The organism is Meridianimaribacter sp. CL38 (assembly GCF_004328055.1).
Taxonomy (GTDB): Bacteria; Bacteroidota; Bacteroidia; order Flavobacteriales; family Flavobacteriaceae; genus Gaetbulibacter_B; species Gaetbulibacter_B jejuensis.
In genome coordinates, this window is the sequence record NZ_QKWS01000001.1 from 366,771 (window position 1) to 392,617 (window position 25,847).

Genomic DNA, 25,847 nt, shown 5'->3' on the forward strand with positions numbered 1-25,847 from the left:
ATGAAAAAAACGCTTTTAATTTTAGTACTATTAATAGTAAGCCAAACGGCTTCTGCGCAGCTTTTTTCAAAAGAAAAAATAAAAAACAACGAGAACTTTGATAAGCAACGGTTAAGTTGGGGATTTTTTCTTGGGTTGAATAGTTATGATTTTCAGTTCAACTATGAGCAGGATATGGATGATATTCTTGTAGAATCTACTACTGGGTTTAATGTTGGCTTAATTTCTGACTTAAGATTAAATGAACACTTAAACCTTAGGTTTGAACCAGGTTTATTTATTACGCAACGTAATTTGCAATATAGCCCAAGTGCTTTTCAAGGGTTAGAGTACAATTCTTCTGATTTATTAAGAGAAGTTAAATCTACCTACGTTCATTTTCCTTTACTCCTTAAAGTATCCACAAAACGTATTAATAATTTTAAGCCTTTTGTTTTAGCTGGAGTATCCACTGCAATAAACCTATCTAGTAACGAAGAAAACCCTGACGATAATAGTGTAGGACAGTTTAGAACCAAAAAAAACATGGCTTTTTATGAGCTTGGTTTTGGGATTGATTTTTACTTGTTCTGGTTTAAATTCACTCCTTCAATTCGTGGTGTTTTTGCTTTTAATGATGAAATTGTAAGAGACACTGACCCAAATAGTCCTTGGACAAGTAATGTACACACCATGAAAACAAGAGGTGTGTTTATTAACTTTACATTTCAATAAATTACCTTTTAAATTCGCTTAAAAAAATTGAAGTTGCTGTAGCAACATTTAAGCTTTCGGTTGTTTGTAGATTTCCAAACCTTGGAATGCTTATTTTTTGATCGATAAGTTGTTCAATAGCTTTTGAAATTCCATTAGCCTCATTTCCCATTACAATAATGCCTTGTTTTGGCAACTCCATTTCATAAACATTCTTTCCGTCCATAAAGGTTCCAAATTTTGGCATTTTAGAATTTACTAAAAACGTTTCCAAATCAAGATAACTCACATTAACACGCGTTAACGATCCCATAGTTGCTTGCACTACTTTAGTATTAAAACAATCTACTGTAGCTTTACTACACAAAAGATCTTTAACTCCAAACCAATCGCAAAGTCTAATGATAGTTCCTAAATTACCAGGATCTCTAACATCATCTAAAGCCACTATTAAAGCATTTTCATTTATAGGGTTAGGTTTAGGAATTTTAAAAACAGCCAATGCAGTATTAGGTGTTTTTAAAGCACTTAGTTTTTTCAATTCAGCATCAGTTACTAAAACTGTTTGTTGCGTTGGTGCTTCAAAAATGGTTTCGGTAGTAAATAAGGTATGAAGTTCTAAACTAGAATTAAGAAACTCTTTTATACCTTTTACACCTTCTACAATAAAAAGTTGATGCTGTATTCTAAACTTTTTTTGACCTAAACTCGTAATTAATTTTATTTGGCTCTTTGTTAACATTAAAATGTATTTACTTTTGTTTTATTGTTAAAGCATTACAAAGTAATACTTTTTTGGACTAATTTTTGTTATGCTATCACAACATTAAAAACTGTAAATTTGGTTAAGTAATAAATCTTAATTGTTTCTGATTGAATAAAACACTTAAAAATATATTTATTTATATAGGTTTATCCTGCTTGGTAACGTCATGTAATGTTATGAAACGGGTTAAAAAAAGTGATTATCTTTTAACAGAAAACACTACAATTGTTAATGGCAAAAAAAACAATACCGAAGACATTAGCAACCTTTACTACCAAAAACCTAACGGAAAACTGCCTTTACTAGGAACTCCTTTAAGACTTCATATTTACAACCTAGCAAGACCTAATATTGATTCTATTTTACAGGAAAAAATATACAACAACCCAAGAAAAGTAGCTTGGAAAACTAAATTGCTATCCAGAAAACAACTTGAAAAAGATATTGAGTCGCGCAAAAACTTAAACCGATGGCTTAAAGAAACTGGTGAAGCTCCTGTGATAGTTGATGAAGTTAAAACTCAAAAAACTGCCACAAACCTAAAAAACTACTACTTTAGAAATGGTTGGTTTGATGTAAAAACATCTTATGAAATTGCAAAAGGCGAAGACCAACGCGCTAAAGTAACGTATAATGTAGAAACTGGAGACCCTTACATTATCGACTCTTTAAATGCTAAAATTAGCACTCCAATTATAGATTCTCTTTATCAACAAAAACTAAAAAAAGGATCTTTAATCAAAAAAGGCGAACGTTACATTGAAGACAACTTTAGTGGTGAACGAGAACGATTGACAACTGCTTTAAGAAACTCAGGCTTTTATCATTTTGGACAAGACTACATTTCTTATGACATTGATACAATTGGTACAAATAAAAAAGTAAACACCGATTTAGTTATAAAAAACAGATCTATAAGAAATGAAGACTCTACCAGCAGAGTTCCTTTTAAAGTTTACAAGATAAAAGAAGTTAATGTATTTACTGACTACAAATTTGAAAACAAAGATTTAACTTTAAAAGATTCTACAGACTACAACGGGTTTAACCTTTACAGTTTTGACAAGTTAAAATACAGACCCAAAACACTAACTGACGCTATTTTTATAACAAAAGGCGATGTTTTTAAAGATATTGACAGAACAAGAACCTATAGGTACTTAAGTAACCTTAACACATTTAGGTATCCAACCATTGACTACATTGAAAACGCTAATGACACAACATTAACGGTAAACATAATGTTGTCACCTGAAAAAAAATACAAACTTGGGTTTAGGTTTGATGTTACACAAAGTAATATTCAAACCATTGGGTTTTCTTTCAGTACAGGACTTAATATTAAAAATGTATTTAGAGGCGCCGAAACGCTAGAAATTTCTGCTCTTGGTTCGATAGGAGCTTCAAAAGATGCAGGAAATTCAAAAGACCAGTTTTTTGACATAAATGAGGTTGGAGCAAATTTAAGACTAACCATACCAAGATTATTTTTCCCAACAAATACCGAAAAAATAATCCCTAAATACATGACTCCAAGTACACGTATCAGTTTTGGAGCAACCAGTCAGCGTAATATAGGTTTAGACAAACAAACACTAAACGGAATATTTAACTACAATTGGTATCCTTCAACCAAAGTTACCAATAACCTAGACCTTTTTAATATTCAGTTTGTAAAAAACCTAAACACTGCCAACTACTTTGGTGTATATCAAAACTCATACAATAGATTAAATACAATTGCTCAAACCTACAACTCAAATGCTTCTTATTTAGATGAAGACGGAAATTTAACCTATCCTGAAGGAACAGATGGTTTTATTTCAGACGTATTAAACAACAACACAGCATTAACTCCTGATGATGATAACTATATTGATGTAAGCAACATTTCACAACGAGAGCAACGTTTAACTGAGGACAACCTTATTTTTTCTTCAAGCTTTAACTATACTAAAGACCGAAGAGAAAACATTTTTGACAATGATTTTTCAATTTTAAGATTCAAGTTAGAATTTGCAGGAAATCTACTGTCAAACCTATCTAAACTTACAGGAGCAGATAAAAATGAAAATGACCAATATGAGATTTTTGGAGTTGCCTTTTCTCAATACATCAAAGGTGAGTTCGACTATGTAAAACATTGGGATTTAGGCAAAAAAAACATATTTGCTGTGAGAAGTTACTTTGGTATTGCTGTTCCTTACGGAAACTCAAACAGTATACCTTTTTCAAAGAGTTTCTTTGCTGGTGGACCTAATGACAATAGAGCTTGGACAGCCTACAACTTAGGACCTGGAAGCTCAAAAACCACCAATGAGTTTAATGAAGCTAACTTTAAAATAAACTTAAGTATGGAGCAACGCTTCAATATTTTAGGAAATTTAAATGGTGCTTTATTTGTTGATGCTGGCAACATTTGGAATGTATTTGATAATGTTGAGGACGAAGATGCTATTTTTAGTGGGTTTAGCTCTTTAAAAGACATAGCTATTGGTTCTGGTTTTGGATTAAGATATGATTTCAAATTCTTTATTCTTAGAGGAGATATTGGCTTTAAAACCTACGACCCTTCATACAGTTTAGGCAATCGTTGGTTTAACGATTACAACTTTGGAAACGCAGTATACAACATAGGAATTAACTATCCTTTCTAAAAAAACACAAGCCTTAAAATCTACAACGTTTTAGTTAATTTCTTTGAATAACTAATTATAAATTAGCCTCTGTTTATTCAAAAATTGATTACTTTTGAAATAACAATTTCAATTTAAAAACTAAAAAATGAGTCACAATATCAAACCTGGAGTAGCAACAGGAAAAGAAGTTCAAGAAATTTTTAAACTAGCCAAAGAAAAAGGTTTTGCACTACCAGCAGTAAACGTTATTGGCTCTAATACTATAAATGGAGTATTGGAAACTGCTGCTGCATTAAACGCACCAGTAATCATTCAGTTTTCAAATGGAGGCGCACAATTTAACGCAGGAAAAGGCTTAAGCAACGAAGACCAAAAAGCTGCAATTGCTGGATCTATAGCAGGAGCTAAGCATGTTCATCAAATGGCAGAAGCCTATGGTGTTCCTGTAATTTTACATACTGACCACTGCGCAAAAAAACTATTGCCTTGGATTGATGGTCTTCTAGACGCTAGTGAAAAACATTTTGCTGAAACAGGAAAACCACTTTATAGTTCTCACATGATTGATTTAAGTGAAGAACCTCTAGAAGAAAACATAGAAATATGTAAGCAATACCTTGCTAGAATGAGCAAAATGGGAATGACCTTAGAAATTGAGCTTGGTATTACAGGTGGTGAAGAAGATGGTGTTGACAATACTGATGTTGACGATTCAAAATTATACACACAACCAGAAGAAGTTGCTTATGCTTATGAAGAGTTAAGCAAAGTAAGTAGCCAATTTACAGTAGCTGCAGCTTTTGGTAACGTTCATGGTGTTTACAAACCTGGAAACGTAAAATTAACTCCAAAAATCTTAAAAAACTCTCAAGAGTATATTTCTGAAAAATATGGTGTTGAACACAATCACATTGATTTTGTATTCCATGGTGGTTCAGGTTCTACAGTAGAAGAAATTAGAGAAGCTATTGGTTATGGAGTAATTAAAATGAACATTGATACTGATATGCAGTATGCATTTATGAGTGGAGTGAGAGATTACATGGATGAAAAATCGGAGTATTTAAAATCTCAAATTGGAAATCCTGAAGGTGATGATGTACCTAATAAAAAGTACTATGACCCAAGGGTTTGGTTAAGAAAAGGAGAAAACACTTTTGTTGAACGTCTAAAAAAAGCGTTTGAAGACCTAAATAATGTAAATACTTTATAACTTTGCACTCTAACTAACTTCTAATTAAAATTAATTTTAATGTCTTGGTTTAAGAGAAAAACAAAAGGTATAACAACAACTACCGAAGAGAAAAAAGACACTCCCAGAGGGTTGTGGTACAAGTCTCCTACTGGAAAAATTGTTGATACCGAAGAATTAGAAAGAAATTTCTACGTAAGTCCTGAAGATGATTACCATGTAAGAATTGGTAGTAAAGAATATTTTGAAATTCTTTTTGACGATAACAAATTCAAAGAATTAGATACTAAATTAGAGTCTAAAGACCCTTTAAAATTTGAGGATACCAAAAAATACCCTGACCGTTTAAAAGCAGCTCAGGAAAAAACAAAACTAAAAGATGCAGTACGTACAGCTGTAGGAAAATCTAAAGGAAAAGATTTGGTTATAGCGTGTATGGATTTTAGTTTTATTGGTGGTTCAATGGGAAGTGTTGTGGGTGAAAAAATAGCACGTGCTGCTGATTATGCTTTAAAAAACAACATACCATTCATGATTATTTCAAAATCTGGTGGTGCTCGTATGATGGAAGCTGCATTATCTTTAATGCAATTAGCTAAAACATCCGTAAAATTAGCACAATTAGCCGATGCTGGAATTCCTTACATCTCATTATGTACCGATCCAACTACAGGAGGAACAACAGCGTCTTTTGCAATGTTGGGAGACATTAACATTAGTGAACCAGGAGCTTTAATTGGTTTTGCAGGACCTAGAGTAGTGAGAGATACCACAGGACAAGAACTTCCTGAAGGTTTTCAAACCTCAGAGTTTTTATTAGAACATGGTTTCTTAGATTTTATATCGCATAGAAAAGATTTAAAGAATAAAATAAATCTCTACATAGACTTGATTACAAATCAACCTCTAAGAGCATAAAAAAAAGCGAGCCAAATGGCTCGCTTTTTTAATTAATTCTCTTGCAAATCACAAAAAAACACTATATTTGCCGCTTGAAAGAAAATCTTTCATATACATAACAATCATTTATAATAATATTAGCATGTATTTATCAAAAGAAGCAAAAGAAGAAATCTTCGCAAAACACGGTAAAGGAAAGAACGATACTGGTTCTGCTGAAGGACAAATTGCGTTATTTACGTACAGAATTAATCACTTAACAGAGCACTTAAAACAAAATCGTAAAGATTTTAATACTGAGCGATCGTTAGTAAAATTAGTAGGAAAGCGTCGTGCTTTACTAGACTACTTAACTAAAAAGGATATCATGAGATATCGTGCTATTGTAAAGGAATTAGGATTAAGAAAATAATCACAATTAAGAGGCTTCGCGCCTCTTTTTTGTTTTATAAACAACTCTTACGAAAGAGTATAACATTCGTAAAATAAGAAGCTAAATCCCAAAATAAAGTTTGGGGCAAAAGGTTTTTCATTGGTCACACAACAACTACAACAACACAACGACCATTGTTTAACATTGTACTAATATGCGCAAGTATTATTAGTATTAGAATTAAAAATTTTATGATTCCAAAAACTTACAAAGAGGTCATAGACCTAGGTGATGGTAGAGAAATTTCTATCGAAACCGGAAAATTAGCAAAACAAGCTCATGGTAGTGTTGTGGTGCAATCTGGAAAATGTATGTTATTATGTACAGTTGTTTCCAACTACAAGTCTGCCGATGTTGATTTTTTACCACTTACGGTAGATTATCGTGAAAAATTTGCAGCTGCTGGTCGTTATCCTGGTGGATTCTTTAAAAGAGAAGCAAGACCAAGTGATGGCGAAGTATTAACAATGCGTTTAGTTGACCGTGTGTTACGTCCATTGTTCCCAAAAGATTACCACAGCGAAACTCAGGTAATGATACAGTTAATGTCTCACGACCCAGAGGTAATGCCAGATGCAATGGCAGGTTTAGCTGCTTCTGCTGCTATTCAATTATCTGACATTCCTTTTGAAGCACCAATTTCTGAAGTTCGTGTAGGACGTATTAATGGTGAATTCATTATCAACCCTTCTTTATCACAATTAGCCGAGTCTGATATCGATATGGTAATTGGAGCCTCTGCAGATTCTGTAATGATGGTTGAAGGTGAGATGGAAGAAATCTCTGAAGAAGAAATGACTGAAGCTATTAAAGCTGCACACGAAGCTATTAAAGTTCAATGTGATGCTCAAATTAGATTAGCTGAAGCTTTTGGTAAAAAAGAAACTCGCGAATATGAGCCTGAAAGAGAAGATGAAGATTTAGCTAAGAAAATCCACGATATGGCATACGACAAAGTATATGCTGTAGCAAAAGGAGGATCTTCAAAGCATGAAAGAGGTGCTGCATTTGCTGAAATTAAAGAAGAAATTGTAGCTACGTTTACTGAAGAAGAACTTGAAGACTTTGGTGACTTAGTTTCTAAATATTACAGCAAAGCTGAAAAAGCAGCTGTAAGAGACTTAACTTTAAATGAAGGTTTACGTTTAGACGGTCGTAAAACTACTGACATCAGACCAATTTGGTGTGAAGTAGATTACTTACCATCAACACATGGTTCTTCAATATTTACTCGTGGAGAAACTCAAGCATTAGCAACCGTTACTCTAGGAACATCTAGAGAAGCAAACATGATAGACATGCCATCTTTTGAAGGCGAAGAGCGTTTTTACCTACACTATAACTTCCCTCCTTTTTCAACAGGAGAAGCAAGACCAATTAGAGGTACATCGCGACGTGAAGTAGGACATGGTAACTTAGCACAACGTGCACTTAAGAAAATGGTACCAGAAGATTGCCCATACACAGTACGTGTAGTTTCTGAAGTATTAGAATCTAACGGTTCGTCTTCTATGGCAACTGTTTGTGCAGGTACAATGGCACTTATGGATGCTGGAGTTCAAATGAAAAAACCAGTTTCTGGTATTGCAATGGGATTAATTTCTGATGCTGAAACAGGAAACTACGCAGTTTTATCTGATATTTTAGGAGATGAAGATCACTTAGGTGATATGGACTTTAAAGTTACAGGAACTGCTGATGGTATCACTGCTTGCCAAATGGATATTAAAGTAAAAGGATTATCATACGAGATTTTAGTTAAAGCATTAAAGCAAGCTCGTGATGGTCGTTTACACATCTTAGAAAAACTTACTGACACTATCGCTACTCCAAATGCAGATGTTAAAGGTCATGCACCAAAAATGGTAACAAGACGTATTCCAAATGAATTTATTGGAGCGCTTATTGGACCAGGTGGAAAAAACATTCAAGAACTTCAAAAGGAAACTGAAACTACTATCGTTATTAACGAAGACCCAGTTACAGAAGAAGGTATTGTTGAAATTTTAGGTGTAGGTTCAGAAGGTATTGATGCTGTTTTAGCTCGTATCGATGCAATGCTTTTCAAACCAGAAGTTGGTAGCATTTACGAAGTAAAAGTAATTAAAATGCTAGACTTTGGTGCTGTTGTAGAATACACTGAAGCTCCTGGAAACGAAGTATTATTACACGTAAGCGAGTTGGCTTGGGAACGTACAGAAAATGTTAGCGATGTTGTTAACATGGGAGACATTTTTGATGTGAAGTACTTTGGTATAGACCCTAGAACTCGTAAAGAAAAAGTATCTCGTAAAGCTATTTTACCAAAACCTGAAGGTTATAAAGAAAGAGCTCCAAGAGACAACAACAAAGGAGGAAACAGAGATAATCGCGGACGCGATAATCGTAATCGTGACAACCGTCGTGATGACAGAAAACCTAGAAATGATAAGAAAGAAGATTAATTCTTCAATCTCTTAATAAAACAAAAGCCTATCAATCATGATAGGCTTTTGTTATTTTTCTATGATTTGAACTGCCAATTAATAATAGGAAAAGAGCGTTTATCATTTTTATTCCATAAACCAAGTTGTATTCCTCTAAAGTTTTTTGCTCTATTGAAAAACCCTATTTGAACACCTCTACCTTTTTCAAAAATTACATTTTCAACACTAATTTGCACACCATTGAATCGCATTGCTCCATTTCCCCATACACTAGCTAGCATAATCCCATTACCTTGAAAAACTTCATTTCCACCAAATCCTATAATTATGCCATTTGCCCTCTCAATAGAATTACTCATTCCTGCAATAGAGATTCCGTTATTTTTTCTACTATAATGCATAAAACCAGTTACAGATACTCCATAAGCATCAATACCTTCAAATGTACCTGTAGAAAGGTTTAACCCATAAATTTGCTGAGTTGTATGTCCATTCATAAAAGATTGATATGTCTCTTCATTATTTGAAATGGGTGTTTTTGGTGCTAAAAAATAAAAAAAGGATAATGGAAAAACCTCCAAACGCACTCCAAAAGTTCTTGTTAATCTGTTATCATTTCCATAATCAGTAGGAAACGCTCCTAAAGACAATCCTACAATATCTGTATTCTTACTATGTGTTATCCAAACAGGAAAACGTAAGTTTCGTTTTTCTTCTATTTCATTTTGACAAAAACCTTGAAATGAAACTAAAAAAGTAAAAGCAATTAAAATGTGATTTTTCATAATTATCGTTTTAAAATTCAAGTCAAAATTATTGTTATAATCACATTTACAATTGATGTAATTACGAATAATAAAACTATTTTTTGCGATAATCACAAAATTTAATTAGCTTTGAGTATGTTTCAAACTACTTTTTTAGAGCATTTAAAAAACGAATTACCAAAAAACACTTCAACTATTGAAGCTGTTGCCACTGCATTAGATATTAGTTATGATGCTGCTCACAGGCGAGTAAGTTTAAAAAGCAAACTATCGTTAGATGAAAGTGTTGCACTAGCTAGATATTATAATTTGTCTTTAGACAGATTGTTTGAAACTACTTCTTCAGAATTTGTAAGTATTGAAAAAACAAAGCATATTGAAAGTGAACTAGACCTTGAAAACTACTTTAAAGATTCCTACAATTCGCTTTTACCGTTACTCACTCAAAAAGAGAACAGCATTTTATATTCCGCTAAAGACATCCCGCTATTTTATAATTTAAATGGTGATACGTTAAGCTGTTTTAAATACTATGTGTGGTTAAAATTATTAAACCCTAAATTTGCCACTAAAAGCTTTAACAGCTTTGCGCCTAAACCCAACTTAATCGAAGCTGGTAAAAAACTAGGAAATCTTTACAACAATTTAAACACGCATGAAATTTGGGATATCACCTCAATAAATAGCACTTTAAAACAAATTCATTTTTATCATCAAGCAGGACAAGTCAATACTAAAACTGCTATACTATTATGCGATTTATTAAAAGATGTGATACAGCGTATACTAGATAAATTAATTGCAAACCCAAACCAATTTAAATTATACTACAACGAGCTGCATTTAATGAATAACCATGTTTTAGTCAACACACCTAATACCCAAATGCTCTACGTACCATTTACCTTACTTTCTTATTATAAAACTAGTGATAAGCATACTTGTACTGAAGCTGAAATTTTTCTAAACAAGCAATTACAGAATTCTAAATTATTAAACACTGCTGGAGAAAAAGAGAGAAACACATTTTTTAATAAGCTGTTTGCTAAAATTGACGCATTAAAACAACTTATTATGGCTACAGAATTATTAGGTTTTGAATAAATTATACTTTTTTTAGAGACTTACCATTCTCAAAGCTTAATAAATAAATTGTGTTTTTGACGCAACCTTTGTATTAATATCAAGACTATAGGTAAACAACAAAAACATTAATCATGCAAAATAATTTAATTTTATTACTATTAGTCACTGTCATTTTTTCTTGCTCTAATAGCGAAAGCAATGAAAATGATAACCAACCAAAGTTGATAATGGTAACAGAATTAATTACACAAAATGGTGAATTAACCGATTTTGGTCCTGAAAGTAATGTTACATATCAATATAATTCCAACAACTTTGTTTCAGTGCTAACAGCTTCAGGAGGTTACATAAAAGAATTCACGTATAACTCAAACAATCAAGTTATTAGTGAAACTTATAATAATGAAAATGGTGTTTCTTATACAATTAACTATATGTATGAAAATGGATTAATTACTATGGAAACCTATGAAGATGATAGTTATATAGAATTTGTTTACACAAACAATTTAGTGTCTCAAATGCTCTTCAACTATCCTAACAACCCTCAAAACAACAGCTCAATATCATTAACTTATGATGCTAATGCTAATATTAAAACTTTAATAGATGATGCTACATCTGAAATATTTGAAAGCTACGACTATGACAATATGATAAATCCTTTTAGCTTGTTATTTCCTTCTTCCTATAACAAAATTAAAAGGATATCAAATAATAATATGACTTATAGAGAAGATTGTAACCGAATCACAGTTTATGATTATAATAACCAAAACTTACCTATGAGCTCCACTTACAATGACTGTGGAGGATTTACCAAAGAAAGAGTTTATTTTTATGAATAGAAATACCTACGTTAGGTATTTAAATAAAATCTATTTAAGTCTAAATTGAATCAACTAGATAAACTTATAAAGTCCTGTAAAAAAAATGACATTAAAGCTCAAAGTAAACTCTATGAGCTTTACAAGGATAATTTATACATTTTAAGTTTAAAGTACTGTAGAAATAAAGAAGAAGCACAAGACAATCTTCAAGATTCATTTTTAGAAATTTTCAAGAACATAAAAAAGTTTAATAATAAAGGTTCTTTTGAAGGATGGATGAAACGTATAACCATAAACAAAGCAATTGACAAGTACAAAAAGGAGACCGCTATAAATATTGTTATTAAAGAAGAAATTTTACCTGACACACATATAGATACTGACGAATTAAACATCTCTTTACACTTTATTTTAAGCCTAATTCAAGAGCTTCCTAGTAGATATAGGTTAGTTTTTAACCTTTATGAATTAGATAATTATTCACATAAAGAGATCGCAAAATTATTGTCTATAACTGAAAGCACATCGAAGTCGAATTTACATAGAGCAAAACTGATTTTGAAAGAAAAACTAAACAATATTAACAGCTCTCAAAATAAAATAAAGCATCATGGGAATTAAAAAAGATATAGGTCAAGCTTTTAAAGAACGCTTATCAGAATTCAATGATTCACCTAACAATGCTGTTTGGGAACAAATTGAAGTAGAGTTAAAAAAAGACAAAGAAAAAGATAAGCCTATTGTAATTTGGTTAAGGTATGGAACTATTATGCTTGCTCTTTTTCTTCTTTTATTTTTAAACAGAGATTACATATCAGGTTTTGAAAAGAATAGTGAAATTAATAATAAAACTATTGAAAAAAACGAACAAAACTCCAACTTTTCTAGTACACCAAATACAAACCAATCCAATGTAAGTAATAGCAATCAAGCAAGTGAAGAAATCATTTTAAGTAACTATAAAGATTCTACTCATTCTGCTTCAACCACTCAATCTAAATTAAATAAAACTCAAAACAACAAACCAGCTAAGACTATAAACCCACACTTTAAACAAAATCAAAATTACACAACAATAAACTCTTCAAACAATAAAAAAAGTGAGTTTTTTAATAATCATAAAAACGAAGTTTATAATTTCAATACAAATGATTCAATAAAAATTCAAAAAGACAAGACTTTAGCTAGTAGTTTGAAAGATTCAACTAACACTAAAAAAGAACTAGAAAAAAATCACAAAAAAGAAAATACTGATAAAACAACTAATAAAGACTCTATCACAGACGAGCCTAAAGAATCTAAATGGAGTATTTACCCTAATGTTTCAATAGTTTATTATGATGCATTTAAACAATCATTTCAAGACCAAACTCAATTAAGTTATGGTATTTACTTTAATTACTTACCTTCAAATAAAATAAGTCTCAGGCTAGGAATAAACAAACTATCATTGCAACAAACTTTCACCGAAAACAATACTTTAACAAAACAAGCTGTTGAGTATTTAGAAATTCCTTTTGAAGTAAAATATTCATTCACTCAAAACAACATATCTCCCTATTTTATTGGAGGCGCTAGTTATTTAGCTATTAGCGATGCTGAACTATCTATAACCGAAAATAATATAACCTCAAGCACCTCAAACAAGAATGATTTTTCTAATTTAACAATATCTATAAATGCAGGCCTTGGAGTTCAAACCAGACTATACAAGAACTTTTATTTTAATGCAGAAGGTTTATTTAAATATCATTTAAAACCATATTCAGAATCTGGTGATTTTTATCCATATACAATTTCTATACTTGGAGGAATAGAATATAAGTTTTAATAAAAATCAAATCTCAATTAAGACAATGGCTGAAATGTATCTCCTAATAAATATTTCAGCCATTTATATTGCTCTTGTTCTTTGCTTGATAATTCCTATTTCTTCTTAAAAAGAAAACAATTTCAAGCCTTACTAAATTATTCTCTTCCTGCAAATACACTATTTGTCACCGACAAGGTGTCAGTTTTTATAGTTTTTTCTGTTTATTGAAATTCACATATTCTCAAGCATCTTTCTAATACATTATACATCTGTTAATAAAACCCAGAAATCTTTTTAAACTTCAAAATTCTCAAAATCAAGTTTTTAGTTTGGCACTATCGCATAGTGTTTGTGGCTTAATAAGCACTGACAAGTAAAGTTTAACTAAAACAAAATTATGAAAGTATTAGTAATAGGTGCCGGAAATATGGGCTTAACCTATTCAGAAGGAATGGTAAATTCTTCTTTATTAGGAAAACAAAAATTAAGAATCTACGATACCGACCCGAACAAAATTGAAACACTAAGACAAAACCCAAGCTTTGACGTATACACTTCTTTAGAAGATGGTTTACCAAAATCGGATATTGTGTTTTTAGCAGTAAAACCTTATCACTGCGAAGATCTCTTTAAAGACATGAAACCCTTAATTAATAGTGAACAAATATTTGTATCACTAATGGCAGGTGTAAGCATTGAAACCATCCAAAATGGTTTAGGTGTAAAAAAAGTAATACGTACTATGCCTAACCTACCTGCAAAAGTTGGTAAAGGTGTAACCTCATATACAGGTTCTAAAGCTATATCGCGAGTGGAACTTTTAATGGTAAGACACTTATTAGATACTACAGGAACATCCATACATGTAGATACTGAAAAATTCATTGATGCCTCAACAGGTATTTCTGGTAGTGGACCAGCTTACGTATTTTATTTTATGCAATCAATGTTAGAAGCTGCTCAAAAAATGGGCTTTTCAGATTATGATTCAAAAATTCTAGTAAGCAACACTTTTGAAGGTGCTATTGAATTGTTCAATCAATCTGATATTTCACCAGAACGCTGGATTGACAAAGTGGCCTCTAAAGGAGGAACAACACAAGCAGCAATCGACTCTATGGAAGATAATAATGTAAAACAGCTTATTCAAGACGCAGCATATGCAGCCTTTGACAGAGCAGTTGAATTAGGAAAAAACAAATAAAATGAACGATGATATTAAACGAGTGGTTGTAAAAGTAGGAACCAACGTTTTAACAAATAAAGACAATAGAATTTTAGGACCAGTACTAAGAGAATTAGTACGTCAAATTTCAGTACTATATGAAGAAAATATCATGGTAATCCTTGTATCTTCAGGTTCTGCGATTGCAGGAATGGAGGTTTTAGGAGACACTAATATTAAAGACAAATCAATAAGAAGGCAAGTGTATTCTGCTGTTGGACAACCAAGGATGATGCGTCATTACTACAGTATTTTTCATGATTACGGAATGCGTTGCGCTCAAATATTGGCCACAAAACGAGACTTTGACCCAGGAAAACACAGACAAAACATGATTAATTGTTACGAAGGTTTATTGGCAGAAGGAGTTATTCCTATTGCTAATGAAGATGATGCAGTATCCTTAACCATGTCAATGTTCTCAGATAATGATGAGTTAGCTAGTTTAGTTGCTGAATTGTTAGATGCAGACCGATTAATCATTTTATCAGATACTGATGGTTTATATACTGGTCATCCAGATGACGATGAATCTCGAAAATTAAACCTGGTAACAACAAACCAAAACGTAGAAAAATACGTCTGCGCTTCAAACAAAAAAGAAGGTGAAGGTCGTGGTGGTATGGCTTCAAAATTAAAAATAGCCAAAGGCACAGCAAAAAAAGATATACCAACTTACATAGCTAATGGTAAGCGCGAAAATGTAATTGTAGATATAATTAATAACAAACAAGTAGGAACTAAATTTATTAGTGCCTAAAAAAACAAAAAAATGAAACTTTTAAACACAAATATTAAAAACAACGTATTAAAATCGATGGCAAAAATTCTGGATTGTAAACGCGATGCCATTATTGAAGCCAATAAAAAAGACTTAGACGCTTTTCAAAAAGAAGATCAAGCACTTTTTGAACGTCTAATTGTAAATAACAAAAAAGTCGATGAAATGATTGAAGCAGTAAATTCAGTAAGGCTTCAAGATGATCCTGTTGGACAAGAAATTTCAAATAGAACCTTAAAGAATGGACTAAACATTGTTAATACTACAGCTCCATTTGGTACCATTCTTATTATATATGAATCTCGACCTGATGTTACTATTGAAGCTGCAGTATTAGCCTTTAAAGCCAATAATAAAATTTTATTAAAAGGCGGTAAAGAAGCCTATAATAGTAATATTATTTTAGAAGAGTGTTGGCACGAAGCATTAACTGAAAACGGTTTATCTAAAGATTGGATTAAGCTACTACACTTAAAACGTGAAGAAACACAAGAGTTTTTAAGAAACCCAACAGAACCTTTAGACTTAATTGTTCCAAGAGGTGGAGAGCGACTTATTGAATTTGTAAAAACTCATGCCACTTGTGCAGTTTTGGTTAGCGGTAGAGGAAATAATTTCTTATATGTTTCTGAAAAAGCTGATTGGAGTAAAGCGGTAAATGTAATTATCAATGCCAAAACCAATAAAATTTCAGGGTGCAATGCTTTAGATAAAGTACTTATTAATAAAAACCTTCCTGAGTATGAAACTAAATTAATGATGCTAAAACAAAAATTAGAGCAACATAAGGTTGAAATCATTGCAGATAAAAGCGTTTCTAATATCCTTAAAAATGTAGATGAAGTCTCACAGGATAATATATGGTATGAAGAATTTTTGGCATTAAAACTTTTAATTGCTTCAGTTGATACTATTGATGAAGCTATAAGAATGATTAATAAATATTCAGGAAAACATTCAGCTGCTATTATTACCGAAGATAAAACTGAAGCATTAAATTTTATGAATACTATTGATAGTGCTGCAGTTTACCATAATGCCTCTACTCGATTTACAGATGGTGGACAAATGGGAGTTGGTGCTGAATTAGCAATTAGTACAGATAAGCTACACCATAGAGGACCACTAGGCTTAAAGCAGTTAGTAACTAATAAATATTATGTGTTTGGTGATGGGCAAGTAAGAGTATAAATCATGTACTCCAAGCGTTTCTTAAAAGTTAAAATGGTTTGAAATTTTGCATTTGTCGCAAAAAAAATTATATTATTAGTTATGATTTACACAGATAAAGATAAATATTCAGACTTTTTAAACGACTCAGTTACTTATCTCAAACAACACGGTTTTGAAAACATAAAAGCCGATATTGATGGTTATGAGACGCCAAAATCTTATGCAAAAAAAGGAAGTGACATTGTTGTAACTCCTGATATTGTTGCTGAAAAAGAAGGCAGAAAGCACATTTTTGATATTGGTTTAAAATCTTCTAAACCAAACTTACTTAAATCAAAATGGTTATTTCTAAATACTTTAAGCAATCTTAAATCACACAGATTTAGACTTATAACCACTAGAGGTCACTACAAGTTTACTAATGAAATGTTGGACGATATTAACTTAAATGATAAAAAATTAATTAAAATTTAATTTTTTGTAACATTTTAAGCACTTCGTACGTATAACTATATGCAACATTAAAATTCACCCTTAAAAATAAAGGAGATCATTAGATGAGACAACTTAAAATTACGAAGCAGGTTACTAACAGAGAAACGGCTTCGCTAGACAAATATTTGCAAGAAATTGGAAAAGTTGACTTAATTACCGCAGACGAAGAAGTAGAATTAGCACAACGTATTAAAGCAGGAGATCAAGTGGCTTTAGAAAAATTAACTAAAGCTAATTTACGTTTCGTTGTATCGGTAGCAAAGCAATATCAAAACCAAGGATTAACATTACCAGATTTAATTAATGAAGGTAATTTAGGTCTTATAAAAGCTGCACAACGTTTTGATGAAACTCGTGGTTTCAAATTCATTTCGTATGCGGTTTGGTGGATTCGTCAATCTATTCTTCAAGCATTAGCTGAGCAATCTCGTATTGTTCGTTTACCGTTGAACAAGATTGGATCTATCAATAAAATCAATAAAACATTTGCATTTTTAGAGCAAAGTCATGAGCGTCCACCAAGTGCTGAGGAAATCGCAAAGGAATTGGATATGACTATTAACGACGTAAAAGAGTCTATGAAAAACTCTGGTCGTCATGTAAGTATGGATGCACCTTTAGTTGAAGGTGAAGATTCTAACCTTTATGATGTATTACGAAGTGGAGAGTCTCCAAATCCTGACAAAGATTTATTACACGAGTCTTTACGCACTGAGATTGAAAGAGCGCTTGAAACCTTAACACCTCGTGAGGCTGACGTTATTCGTTTATACTTTGGTTTAGGTGATCAACACCCAATGACCTTAGAAGAAATAGGTGAAACTTTTGATCTTACTCGTGAGCGTGTACGTCAAATTAAAGAAAAAGCTATTAGAAGACTTAAACATACTTCTAGAAGTAAAATATTAAAAACATATTTAGGTTAGTAATTCTCGATAATTACGACTAAATTACCGTAACAAACAGTTACACATAACTGTTCGTTTTTTGATTGATGAAAGAACCCAGAGCTGATTACTCTGGGTTCATTTTTTTTAAGTCCATCCCTAAATCCCTTCCCAAAGGGAAGAGACTATGAAAAGACTTTTCTATCTTTGCAAAAACTTTCAACAACACAACAACAATGAATTCTAAATTAATTGCTCCTTCTGTTTTAGCAGCAGATTTTGCCAACCTTCAACGAGATATAGAAATGGTTAATACTAGTGATGCCGATTGGTTTCACATAGATATAATGGATGGTGTTTTTGTACCAAACATATCTTTTGGAATGCCAGTTTTAGACGCTATTTCAAAACATGCTAAAAAAACCATTGATGTACATTTAATGATTGTTGACCCAGATCGCTACATAAAAACCTTTGCCGATTTAGGAAGCAATATTCTAACGGTTCATTATGAAGCTTGCACACATCTACACAGGACTTTACAAGCTATAAAAGCACATGGCATGAAAGCAGGAGTAGCATTAAATCCTCACACTAATATTAACGTACTTGAAGACACTATAATCGATATTGACCTAGTATGCTTAATGAGTGTAAACCCAGGTTTTGGTGGTCAAAGTTTTATTGAAAACACATACAATAAAGTAAAACAGCTTAAAGAATTAATTACCAAAAAAGGTGCTTCAACAAAAATTGAAATTGATGGAGGCGTTACCAATAAAAATGCAAAACAATTGGTTGATGCTGGAGCTGACGTTTTAGTCGCAGGTAGTTATGTATTTAAAAGCGAAAATCAAATTGAAACTATTAAAGATTTGAAAGCGTTGGCTAACTCATAATCTTAACATAAAAAAAGCTCCTGAATTTAGGAGCTTTTTTATTAACAGTTTATTCTCTAATACTGATTAATTAAATAGTTTATTAAATCGGTAGTTGTAACAATTCCTACTAATTTATCATTATCAACAACTGGTAATGCATGAAACTCTTTTTCAGCTAGTATTTCAGCAACTTCTTTAATAGTTGTATTTGATGATACACTAGTTAACTTTTTAGCCATAACCTGCTCAATAGTAAACATATTATAAACTACTGTATCAACAGAAGTCTCATCATCTTCAACAGCATCGGCAAAACTAATTCGTAACAAATCTGTGTAACTTAACATTCCTATTATATGCTCTCCACTAACTACAGGAATATGTCTAATACGATTACTTTTAAATAACCTTTCTGCAGTTTCTAAATCATCTTTATGGTTTAAGGTAATGACATCCTTTGTCATTATTTCAGATATTAACACTCTTTTTTTCATCTTTTTAGGTTTTAAATTCACTATTAAAGATAAAACCCATTATTCAAAAAAAGCATGACAAAAGTCATTGGAACCTACTAATATCCTGCAAAGTTAAAATTAAGCATCTGTTTGGTTTTATCGTAAATTTCTGGGAAAAGCGATTTAAACTCATCAGGAGTTTCAATAAAGGTTTCAATAATAACAGCTATAAACTCAAACTGGTTGGTATAAGCATAGTCTCTAAAGTATTTAGACGCTATTAAATCTTTTCTTAGTGTTTCTTCATTAGATAATAATGTGGTAAGCTCTTTAAACGAGTCAGAAAAAATAGTAGAGCTAACATCACGTTCTTTTATACTATTTAAATGAATAGCGTGAGCAAACTCATGTATACCAAGGTTTAAATTATCATTATCAATAGCAAACCCTTTTTTAAAATCTTTCCAAGAGAGCACCAAAGTTTGCAATTTAGGATTAAACTCCCCTTTATGATAATCGTCATTAATAGTTGAGTAAAACTCTTCTGGATAAATAAAAATATTATTTACCAAAGCTATATAAAAGTCTCTAAAACCAAAAGTAAGCATTACTGCTGTTGCTGAAATAAGGACTTTCATTTCTTCAGTAATTTGCAACCCGCTTCTTCCAACAAACTCTTTATCTGCTATAAACGAAGCAACACGATGCTCAAAATACTTTTTGTACTTAGAATTTAATTTATTGTAAAACTTAAATTGATTTTGCAGTATTAACTTTTGAGGTTCATTAAGTTGTTTTAAAAAGAAAGGAGAATGAACATAAAAAGGTTTTTTACGCTTCATCACATAACTTAATTCTGCCATTTTTAAAGCAAAGTAAAAAAGCATTCCCAATAAAATAGCAAAGAAAATACCAATGACTATTTTGCCACCTGTTGTTAGTTGTTCGATAAGTAATAGTAAATTCACTTCAAAATAACGTTGTTAATAAGAATAGATTGTGAGGGAGTCTATAATTTTAGGTTTTATAAATATAAAAAAATGACAGCTATTTTAGTACCCTTAAAATCAAATTACTTTTTTTTAAGGATTATTGAATTATGAGTTGTTATATATATAACTAACAAGCATTTTAATTTTTTTGTTAAATTTAGAAATGTAAACTCCATTTACTATGAAAAGAAGACATTTTATTAAAAAATCTGGTAAAGCAATTTTAGCTCTTTCTGCTATTTCTATAACAGCCTCTGTAGCATCATCGTGTAGCGAGTCTGATGATGATAGTTTTGATGATGGATATTATGGTGACGGTTATTATGATGATGGGTATTACGACGATGGGTATTACGACGATGGATACTATGACGACTAATATTGCCATAGACATCTTTTAAGTGTTTCTTATTTATTTTCCTCTAATTTGAATTCAGTACTGTTTTTACATGATACTTCTTTAGCTACGCCTAGAGGAGCAGAATTGACTATTAAACAATTAATCCGTTTAGGTGAGCAACGACAATATTCTGTAACGTTAGACTACCTTAGAAATTTTGATACAACCAAAAGAAATATTCAAAATTCAGATTTAATTATTGTTTGTAGCATTACACGTTGTCAGTATGAACTAGAATTAATCAATTATTTAATTTCTTCAAAAGCACTGTATATAAAAATTGAATACGATTATAATTTTTGCGTGAGAAGAAACATTTTATGTACAGTTGATAGAAAAGTAACCAACTGCTGCAACCCTGATAAATTTCATCATTACAGAAATTTATATGCCAATGCAAAGTTTAATGCATTTCAATCACCAAGCCACTACAGAGCACATGTTGAATTTTTTGGAGATGCAGTTTCAAACCACATGATTAAACCACCTACTGTTCATGTTGAAGATTTACAAATTAGTGAAGAAAAAATTGAAGACACGATTCCGTTTTTTGGAGACCTCAATTATTTAAAAGGCGGATACGCCTATGTAGAATATGCTAAAGAACATCCCAACATTAATTTTACAGTTTACGGAGAAAACAAGTTGCGTACTGAGCTACCCAGCAATATAAGTTTCCATGAGCCAATACCTAACAAAGAGGTTTTAAAAATACTAGGAAAAACTAAAACGTTTATTTGCCAACCTGTATGGCCAGAGCCTTCTGGTCGTTTGGCTGCAGAAGCCTTTTTATCAGGATGTAATATTATTTCAAATGACAGAATAGGTACTTTTTCATTTGATTTTTATCCAAATAATAGAGACCAAGCCATTCATGAAATGAAAACTATTTTGGATGAATTTTGGGATAGAGCAGAACAAAATATCAAGAAAAAACCTGAAACAAAAACCAACACCTTAGGAAAGGTATTAGTTTACAAAAGCTATGGAGGCTTAGGCGATATCTTTTTTTCAATTCCTGCAATTAAAAAACTAGCAAAAGTATCTGATAGTTTACATTTTGCAGTAGCTCCTCGTTTGGTTGATTTTTTCACAAACCACCTTGAAGACATTACAGTTGTTAATGAAGAAGCTGCAAGACAGCAAGAAGACAACTATGATAATATTTACGAATTGGGTAATTATCCCGCTTTTAGAGGATACGATTTACCTCATGCGCTAAAATACCCAACACATAAAAAAGTAAAACAGCATTCAATTGCACATTATATTGATACAGTTTCAAAGCTTCACAAAGACATAAACAATAGTTATGATGGGTTTCCTTATTTTGAAACTTCAAAAGAAAATTCTAAATATTATGTGCTACACCATGGAGCTGGTTTTCTATTAAAAATATGGCCTACAGAAAAGTATGCTCAACTTATCGAAACTCTTTCTGAGCTTTTTCCAACATTAAATTGCAAAATTATAAAAGGTCCAAACGATCCAGACATTGAGTCCTATTTTACCAAACCAATGCCACATGTAGAATATATAACAGGCGGAATGACTGATGTTGGCAACGCAATGGCTGGAGCTCTTTTTCATATAGGAAATGATGCAGGAATCACCCATGTTGCTGGTGCTTACAATGTACCTACCGTTGGCATTTATGGACCTACTGGACCTGGAAGCTGGGGAAGTTTTTCTGAAAATAATGAGATTATTTGGGGCAAAAAAGGTGTTTGTAATATTCGTTGTAACTACGATGTGATTTTAAATTGCGACCATAAAGTTTGTTTAAACTCAATAACAGTCAACAGAGTTGTGGAAGCTATTTATAAACTTCTTCAAAAAACATACCCTGAACTATCTAATACTCTTAAAGTTAACCCTCAAGCAGTTATTGATTTTAGCAATAAAGATTGCTTGATTAAGTTATACGACAATGAATTTTTATTGGAATATCATAACGATTCAATGAAAAACCAAATTGAGGATTTATTACAAAAAGAATCTGTTGCCACAAAAAATGACATGTCTTTTAATATGGTTTTAGAAGTTTTGAAACAACAACATATCATCTTCAATATACCCAGTTTTTCTTAATTCAAAAAGGGTTCCATTTCGTTTCAAAACGCAGTATTATTTAGTAATTTAGGACTTTACTATCATTTTCTGAATTACGAACCATTACGCATTTAATGAAAAACCTTTACTTACTTTTAGTAGCAATACTTTTTATAAGCTGTAGCGAAAAAAAGACTCCTAGAACTCTAATGGACCTTCAAGGTCAATGGCAATTCGCAACCGACTCATCTAATCTAGGTGTTAATGAAAAATGGTTTTTAAAAACTCTTGACGATTCCATCAATTTACCAGGAACAACAGATACTAACCAAAAAGGATTTATTAATAATGATAGTACAACTCTGCACTTGAGCAGACCTTACATATATGAAGGTATCGCTTGGTATAGAAAAAAAATAGTCGTTCCTGAGCACTTCAAAAACAAACATATACAGTTAGTATTAGAACGCTCAAAATTTTCAAAAGTTTGGATTGACTCAACATTAATTGGTTCTTCTAAACTATTACAATCTCCTCAACAGTTCAATGTCTCTAAAGTCCTAACTCCTGGTGAGCATTTTATTACAATACAAGTAGACAACAGTTTAAAATTAACACCTTACGGAAATGTACATATCTATTCTGACGATACTCAAACAAACTGGAATGGCATTATTGGAAAAATGTATTTAGAGGCTTCTCCAAAAACTTTTATTAGCAATTTGCAAGTACATCCTAATATAGACAAAAAGAAAATTGATGTCTCTATTGAAATTGAAAATGCTCTTAACCTTTCCGACTTAAACATCCAATTTGACATTAAGAAATCACACGATGGAAAAACAACTCAATTAACACCCAAAACATTCAAAATTAAAGACAACAAAGCTATTTTAGAATACGCCTTTAAAGATTCTATCAGCCTATGGAGTGAGTTTGAACAACCTTTATATGAATTAACAGCAACTATTCTAAACCCTGAAAGCAACGATGCAAAAACCGTTAGCTTTGGTATGCGAAATTTCTCAGTTAATGGTACGCAATTCACCATAAACAACACTAAAACATTTTTAAGAGGTAAACATGAAGCTGCTGTTTTTCCACTTACTGGTTATACGCCTACTAGTGTTGAGGATTGGGAACGTATTTATAAAATCGCAAAACAATATGGCATCAACCACTATAGATTTCACACCTATTGTCCTCCTGAAGCTGCATTTATAGCTGCCGACAAAACAGGAATATACCTTCAAGTTGAATTGCCTTTTTGGGGTGGATTAGAATCTGATACTATAGCTAACAATTTAAAAGAAGAAGGCATAGCAATGTTAAAAGCTTATGCAAATCATCCTTCGTTTGTAATGTTTTCTCCTGGCAACGAAATTTGGGGAGGTCATGACAAGGTTGAAAATGTAATGCTTGCTTTAAAAAATTACGACAGCAGGCCTCTTTATGCTATGGGCTCTAACAACAATATTGGATATCTTGAACCCAGAGCTTATTCGCAGTTTTTTGTTGGAGCTCGAATTCCTACCAATGGCCATTCTACTAAAGGACACGCAAGATTAACACACGCTTTTGCTGATGCTGAACAAGGCGGAATATTAAATACCTCAACACCATCAACGCAGGTAAATTTTAATTATGCTGTAAACAACATGCCACTTCCTTTAGTAAGTCATGAGATTGGTCAGTATCAAATTTATCCCAATTATGATGAAATTGATAAATACACTGGTGTTTTAAAACCTCGAAATTTACAAGTGTTTCAAAAACGCTTAGAAAAAGCTGGAATGGAGCATTTGGATAGTAGTTTTCAAAAAGCATCTGGTGCGTGGTCTGCTATTTGCTATAAAGCAGAAATGGAAGCTGCATTGCGCACTAAAGGAATGGCTGGATTTCAGTTATTGGACTTACAAGATTTTCCTGGTCAAGGTACTGCTCTTGTAGGTGTTTTAGATGCATTTATGGAAAGTAAAAATGTTATAACTACTGAATCATGGAAACAATCTTGTAACGATATTACTTTGCTGGCTGAGTTTTCAAAATACTGTTGGACCAATACTGAAAGTTTTCAGGCACAAATTAAGATTGCAAACTATTCTGATGCTATAGTTGATACAGTTATTGACTGGATAATTAAAGATGAAAACGGAAACACTTTTAAACAAGACAGTTTTGACAAACAATCTTTTATTAATGGAGAATTATTAGATGTTGGCACATTAACCTTAAAATTAGATGGTATTGATACTGCAAAAAAATTAACGCTTAATATTACTATTCCAAATACATCATATAGCAACTCGTATCCTATTTGGGTTTACCCTTCAAACCAAAAAATTGTTATTCCTGAAACTGTTTTAGTAACCAACACGTTTAATTCAACAACTCTTTCTAGTTTAAAAAACGGAAAAAACGTATTGCTTTTTCCAGACTTCAGTACTTTAGAAACTAAAAGTGTCGCTGGACATTTTCCTCCTGATTTCTGGAATTATGGAATGTTTAAAAGTATAAGTGAATCTGTTAAAAAACCCATTTCACCAGGAACTTTGGGCATTCTCACAAACCCAAAGCATCCGATTTTTAATAATTTCCCTACAGATTATCATACCAACTGGCAATGGTTTTCAATACTTAAAGAAAGCAGACCACTAATTTTAGATGAGCTCAACAAAGCATTTTTACCAACAGTTCAGGTTATTGACAATTTAGAACGAAATCATAAACTAGGTTTAATTTTTGAGTTCAATGTTGGAAAAGGCAATTTACTTGTATGTATGTCTCCTTTGAATACCATTAAAACTCCTGAGGCAGTTCAACTTTATCAATCTATTTTAAATTATATGAGTTCTGATAATTTTCATCCTAAACAAGCTTCAAAATATTCTGATCTTGAAACCTTATTCAACAATTAAAAGTTGTACATTTTTTTGACAAAATAATACTACTAAAAGCCTT

23 protein-coding genes are annotated in these 25,847 nt (G+C 31.9%); 19 read left to right on the forward strand and 4 right to left on the reverse strand.

Features of this window, described 5'->3' with window-relative positions:
* On the forward strand, positions 1 to 714 hold the full coding sequence (locus DMZ43_RS01805; protein WP_131505966.1) for a porin family protein: 714 nt from the start codon (positions 1 to 3) through the stop codon (positions 712 to 714).
* Between the two features lies 1 nt (position 715).
* Here the strand turns inward: DMZ43_RS01805 and DMZ43_RS01810 are convergent, their stop codons facing one another.
* Entirely contained in the window at positions 716 to 1,435 is a 720-nt protein-coding gene (locus DMZ43_RS01810) for an RNA methyltransferase (RefSeq protein WP_131505967.1), read from the reverse strand.
* 200 nt (positions 1,436 to 1,635) lie between these two features.
* Between DMZ43_RS01810 and DMZ43_RS01815 the strand changes: the two genes are divergently transcribed.
* The 5 genes from DMZ43_RS01815 (at position 1,636) to DMZ43_RS01835 (ending at position 9,067) form a co-directional block, all read left to right on the forward strand.
* The gene (locus DMZ43_RS01815; protein WP_131505968.1) at positions 1,636 to 4,116 is read left to right on the forward strand and encodes a BamA/TamA family outer membrane protein; all 2,481 of its coding nucleotides are present in this window, start codon (positions 1,636 to 1,638) and stop codon (positions 4,114 to 4,116) included.
* Between the two features lie 127 nt (positions 4,117 to 4,243).
* On the forward strand, positions 4,244 to 5,311 hold the full coding sequence (gene fbaA / locus DMZ43_RS01820; protein WP_131505969.1) for a class II fructose-bisphosphate aldolase: 1,068 nt from the start codon (positions 4,244 to 4,246) through the stop codon (positions 5,309 to 5,311).
* A gap of 39 nt (positions 5,312 to 5,350) precedes the next feature.
* A complete protein-coding gene (accD, locus tag DMZ43_RS01825) occupies positions 5,351 to 6,208 on the forward strand; it encodes an acetyl-CoA carboxylase, carboxyltransferase subunit beta (protein ID WP_129759289.1) in 858 nt (285 codons plus the stop codon).
* Between the two features lie 124 nt (positions 6,209 to 6,332).
* Complete coding sequence (rpsO, locus tag DMZ43_RS01830; RefSeq protein ID WP_129759290.1) at positions 6,333 to 6,602, forward strand: 30S ribosomal protein S15; 270 nt, start codon at positions 6,333 to 6,335, stop codon at positions 6,600 to 6,602.
* A gap of 212 nt (positions 6,603 to 6,814) precedes the next feature.
* On the forward strand, positions 6,815 to 9,067 hold the full coding sequence (locus DMZ43_RS01835; RefSeq protein WP_131505970.1) for a polyribonucleotide nucleotidyltransferase: 2,253 nt from the start codon (positions 6,815 to 6,817) through the stop codon (positions 9,065 to 9,067).
* Between the two features lie 59 nt (positions 9,068 to 9,126).
* Here DMZ43_RS01835 and DMZ43_RS01840 read toward each other — a convergent pair whose 3' ends face one another.
* Positions 9,127 to 9,834, reverse strand: coding sequence for an LA_2272 family surface repeat-containing protein (locus tag DMZ43_RS01840; RefSeq protein WP_131505971.1), 708 nt, complete (start codon positions 9,832 to 9,834; stop codon positions 9,127 to 9,129).
* A 117-nt stretch (positions 9,835 to 9,951) separates the two neighbouring features.
* On the opposite strand from DMZ43_RS01840, the gene DMZ43_RS01845 reads away from it, so the two are divergent.
* The 10 genes from DMZ43_RS01845 to rpe all read left to right on the forward strand — a co-directional run bounded on the left by DMZ43_RS01845 (position 9,952) and on the right by rpe (position 19,005).
* The gene (locus tag DMZ43_RS01845; RefSeq protein WP_131505972.1) at positions 9,952 to 10,920 is read left to right on the forward strand and encodes a hypothetical protein; all 969 of its coding nucleotides are present in this window, start codon (positions 9,952 to 9,954) and stop codon (positions 10,918 to 10,920) included.
* A 113-nt stretch (positions 10,921 to 11,033) separates the two neighbouring features.
* Positions 11,034 to 11,750 carry a hypothetical protein gene (locus DMZ43_RS01850; protein ID WP_131505973.1) on the forward strand — a complete coding sequence of 239 codons (717 nt, stop codon included), beginning with the start codon at positions 11,034 to 11,036 and terminating at the stop codon, positions 11,748 to 11,750.
* A gap of 45 nt (positions 11,751 to 11,795) precedes the next feature.
* The gene (locus DMZ43_RS01855; protein WP_131505974.1) at positions 11,796 to 12,353 is read left to right on the forward strand and encodes an RNA polymerase sigma factor; all 558 of its coding nucleotides are present in this window, start codon (positions 11,796 to 11,798) and stop codon (positions 12,351 to 12,353) included.
* Positions 12,343 to 13,563 (forward strand): outer membrane beta-barrel protein, encoded by a 1,221-nt coding sequence (locus tag DMZ43_RS01860; RefSeq protein ID WP_131505975.1) that lies wholly within the window; start codon positions 12,343 to 12,345, stop codon positions 13,561 to 13,563. The genes DMZ43_RS01855 and DMZ43_RS01860 overlap by 11 nt, the downstream gene beginning before the upstream one ends.
* Before the next feature lie 379 nt (positions 13,564 to 13,942).
* On the forward strand, positions 13,943 to 14,749 hold the full coding sequence (gene proC / locus DMZ43_RS01865) for a pyrroline-5-carboxylate reductase (protein WP_131505976.1): 807 nt from the start codon (positions 13,943 to 13,945) through the stop codon (positions 14,747 to 14,749).
* Between the two features lies 1 nt (position 14,750).
* Entirely contained in the window at positions 14,751 to 15,530 is a 780-nt protein-coding gene (gene proB / locus DMZ43_RS01870) for a glutamate 5-kinase (protein ID WP_129759295.1), read from the forward strand.
* A 12-nt stretch (positions 15,531 to 15,542) separates the two neighbouring features.
* Positions 15,543 to 16,742 (forward strand): glutamate-5-semialdehyde dehydrogenase, encoded by a 1,200-nt coding sequence (locus DMZ43_RS01875; protein WP_131505977.1) that lies wholly within the window; start codon positions 15,543 to 15,545, stop codon positions 16,740 to 16,742.
* A gap of 81 nt (positions 16,743 to 16,823) precedes the next feature.
* Positions 16,824 to 17,198, forward strand: coding sequence for a hypothetical protein (locus DMZ43_RS01880; protein WP_129759297.1), 375 nt, complete (start codon positions 16,824 to 16,826; stop codon positions 17,196 to 17,198).
* An 83-nt stretch (positions 17,199 to 17,281) separates the two neighbouring features.
* The gene (locus tag DMZ43_RS01885; RefSeq protein WP_053976055.1) at positions 17,282 to 18,145 is read left to right on the forward strand and encodes an RNA polymerase sigma factor RpoD/SigA; all 864 of its coding nucleotides are present in this window, start codon (positions 17,282 to 17,284) and stop codon (positions 18,143 to 18,145) included.
* A gap of 197 nt (positions 18,146 to 18,342) precedes the next feature.
* Positions 18,343 to 19,005, forward strand: coding sequence for a ribulose-phosphate 3-epimerase (gene rpe / locus DMZ43_RS01890; protein WP_131505978.1), 663 nt, complete (start codon positions 18,343 to 18,345; stop codon positions 19,003 to 19,005).
* Positions 19,006 to 19,061: 56 nt separating this feature from the next.
* Here rpe and DMZ43_RS01895 read toward each other — a convergent pair whose 3' ends face one another.
* Together DMZ43_RS01895 and DMZ43_RS01900 are read right to left on the reverse strand one after the other, a co-directional pair.
* Entirely contained in the window at positions 19,062 to 19,481 is a 420-nt protein-coding gene (locus DMZ43_RS01895; protein WP_129759299.1) for a CBS domain-containing protein, read from the reverse strand.
* Between the two features lie 77 nt (positions 19,482 to 19,558).
* Positions 19,559 to 20,410, reverse strand: a complete 852-nt coding sequence (locus DMZ43_RS01900) for a zinc-dependent peptidase (RefSeq protein ID WP_238155750.1) — start codon at positions 20,408 to 20,410, stop codon at positions 19,559 to 19,561.
* A 205-nt stretch (positions 20,411 to 20,615) separates the two neighbouring features.
* On the opposite strand from DMZ43_RS01900, the gene DMZ43_RS14915 reads away from it, so the two are divergent.
* From DMZ43_RS14915 to DMZ43_RS01915, 3 genes are all read left to right on the forward strand, one after another.
* On the forward strand, positions 20,616 to 20,813 hold the full coding sequence (locus DMZ43_RS14915; protein ID WP_187347833.1) for a hypothetical protein: 198 nt from the start codon (positions 20,616 to 20,618) through the stop codon (positions 20,811 to 20,813).
* Between the two features lie 48 nt (positions 20,814 to 20,861).
* Positions 20,862 to 22,925 carry a glycosyltransferase family 9 protein gene (locus tag DMZ43_RS01910; protein ID WP_131505979.1) on the forward strand — a complete coding sequence of 688 codons (2,064 nt, stop codon included), beginning with the start codon at positions 20,862 to 20,864 and terminating at the stop codon, positions 22,923 to 22,925.
* 95 nt (positions 22,926 to 23,020) lie between these two features.
* Positions 23,021 to 25,804, forward strand: a complete 2,784-nt coding sequence (locus DMZ43_RS01915; RefSeq protein WP_131505980.1) for a sugar-binding domain-containing protein — start codon at positions 23,021 to 23,023, stop codon at positions 25,802 to 25,804.
* The last annotated feature ends 43 nt before the right edge of the window (positions 25,805 to 25,847 follow it).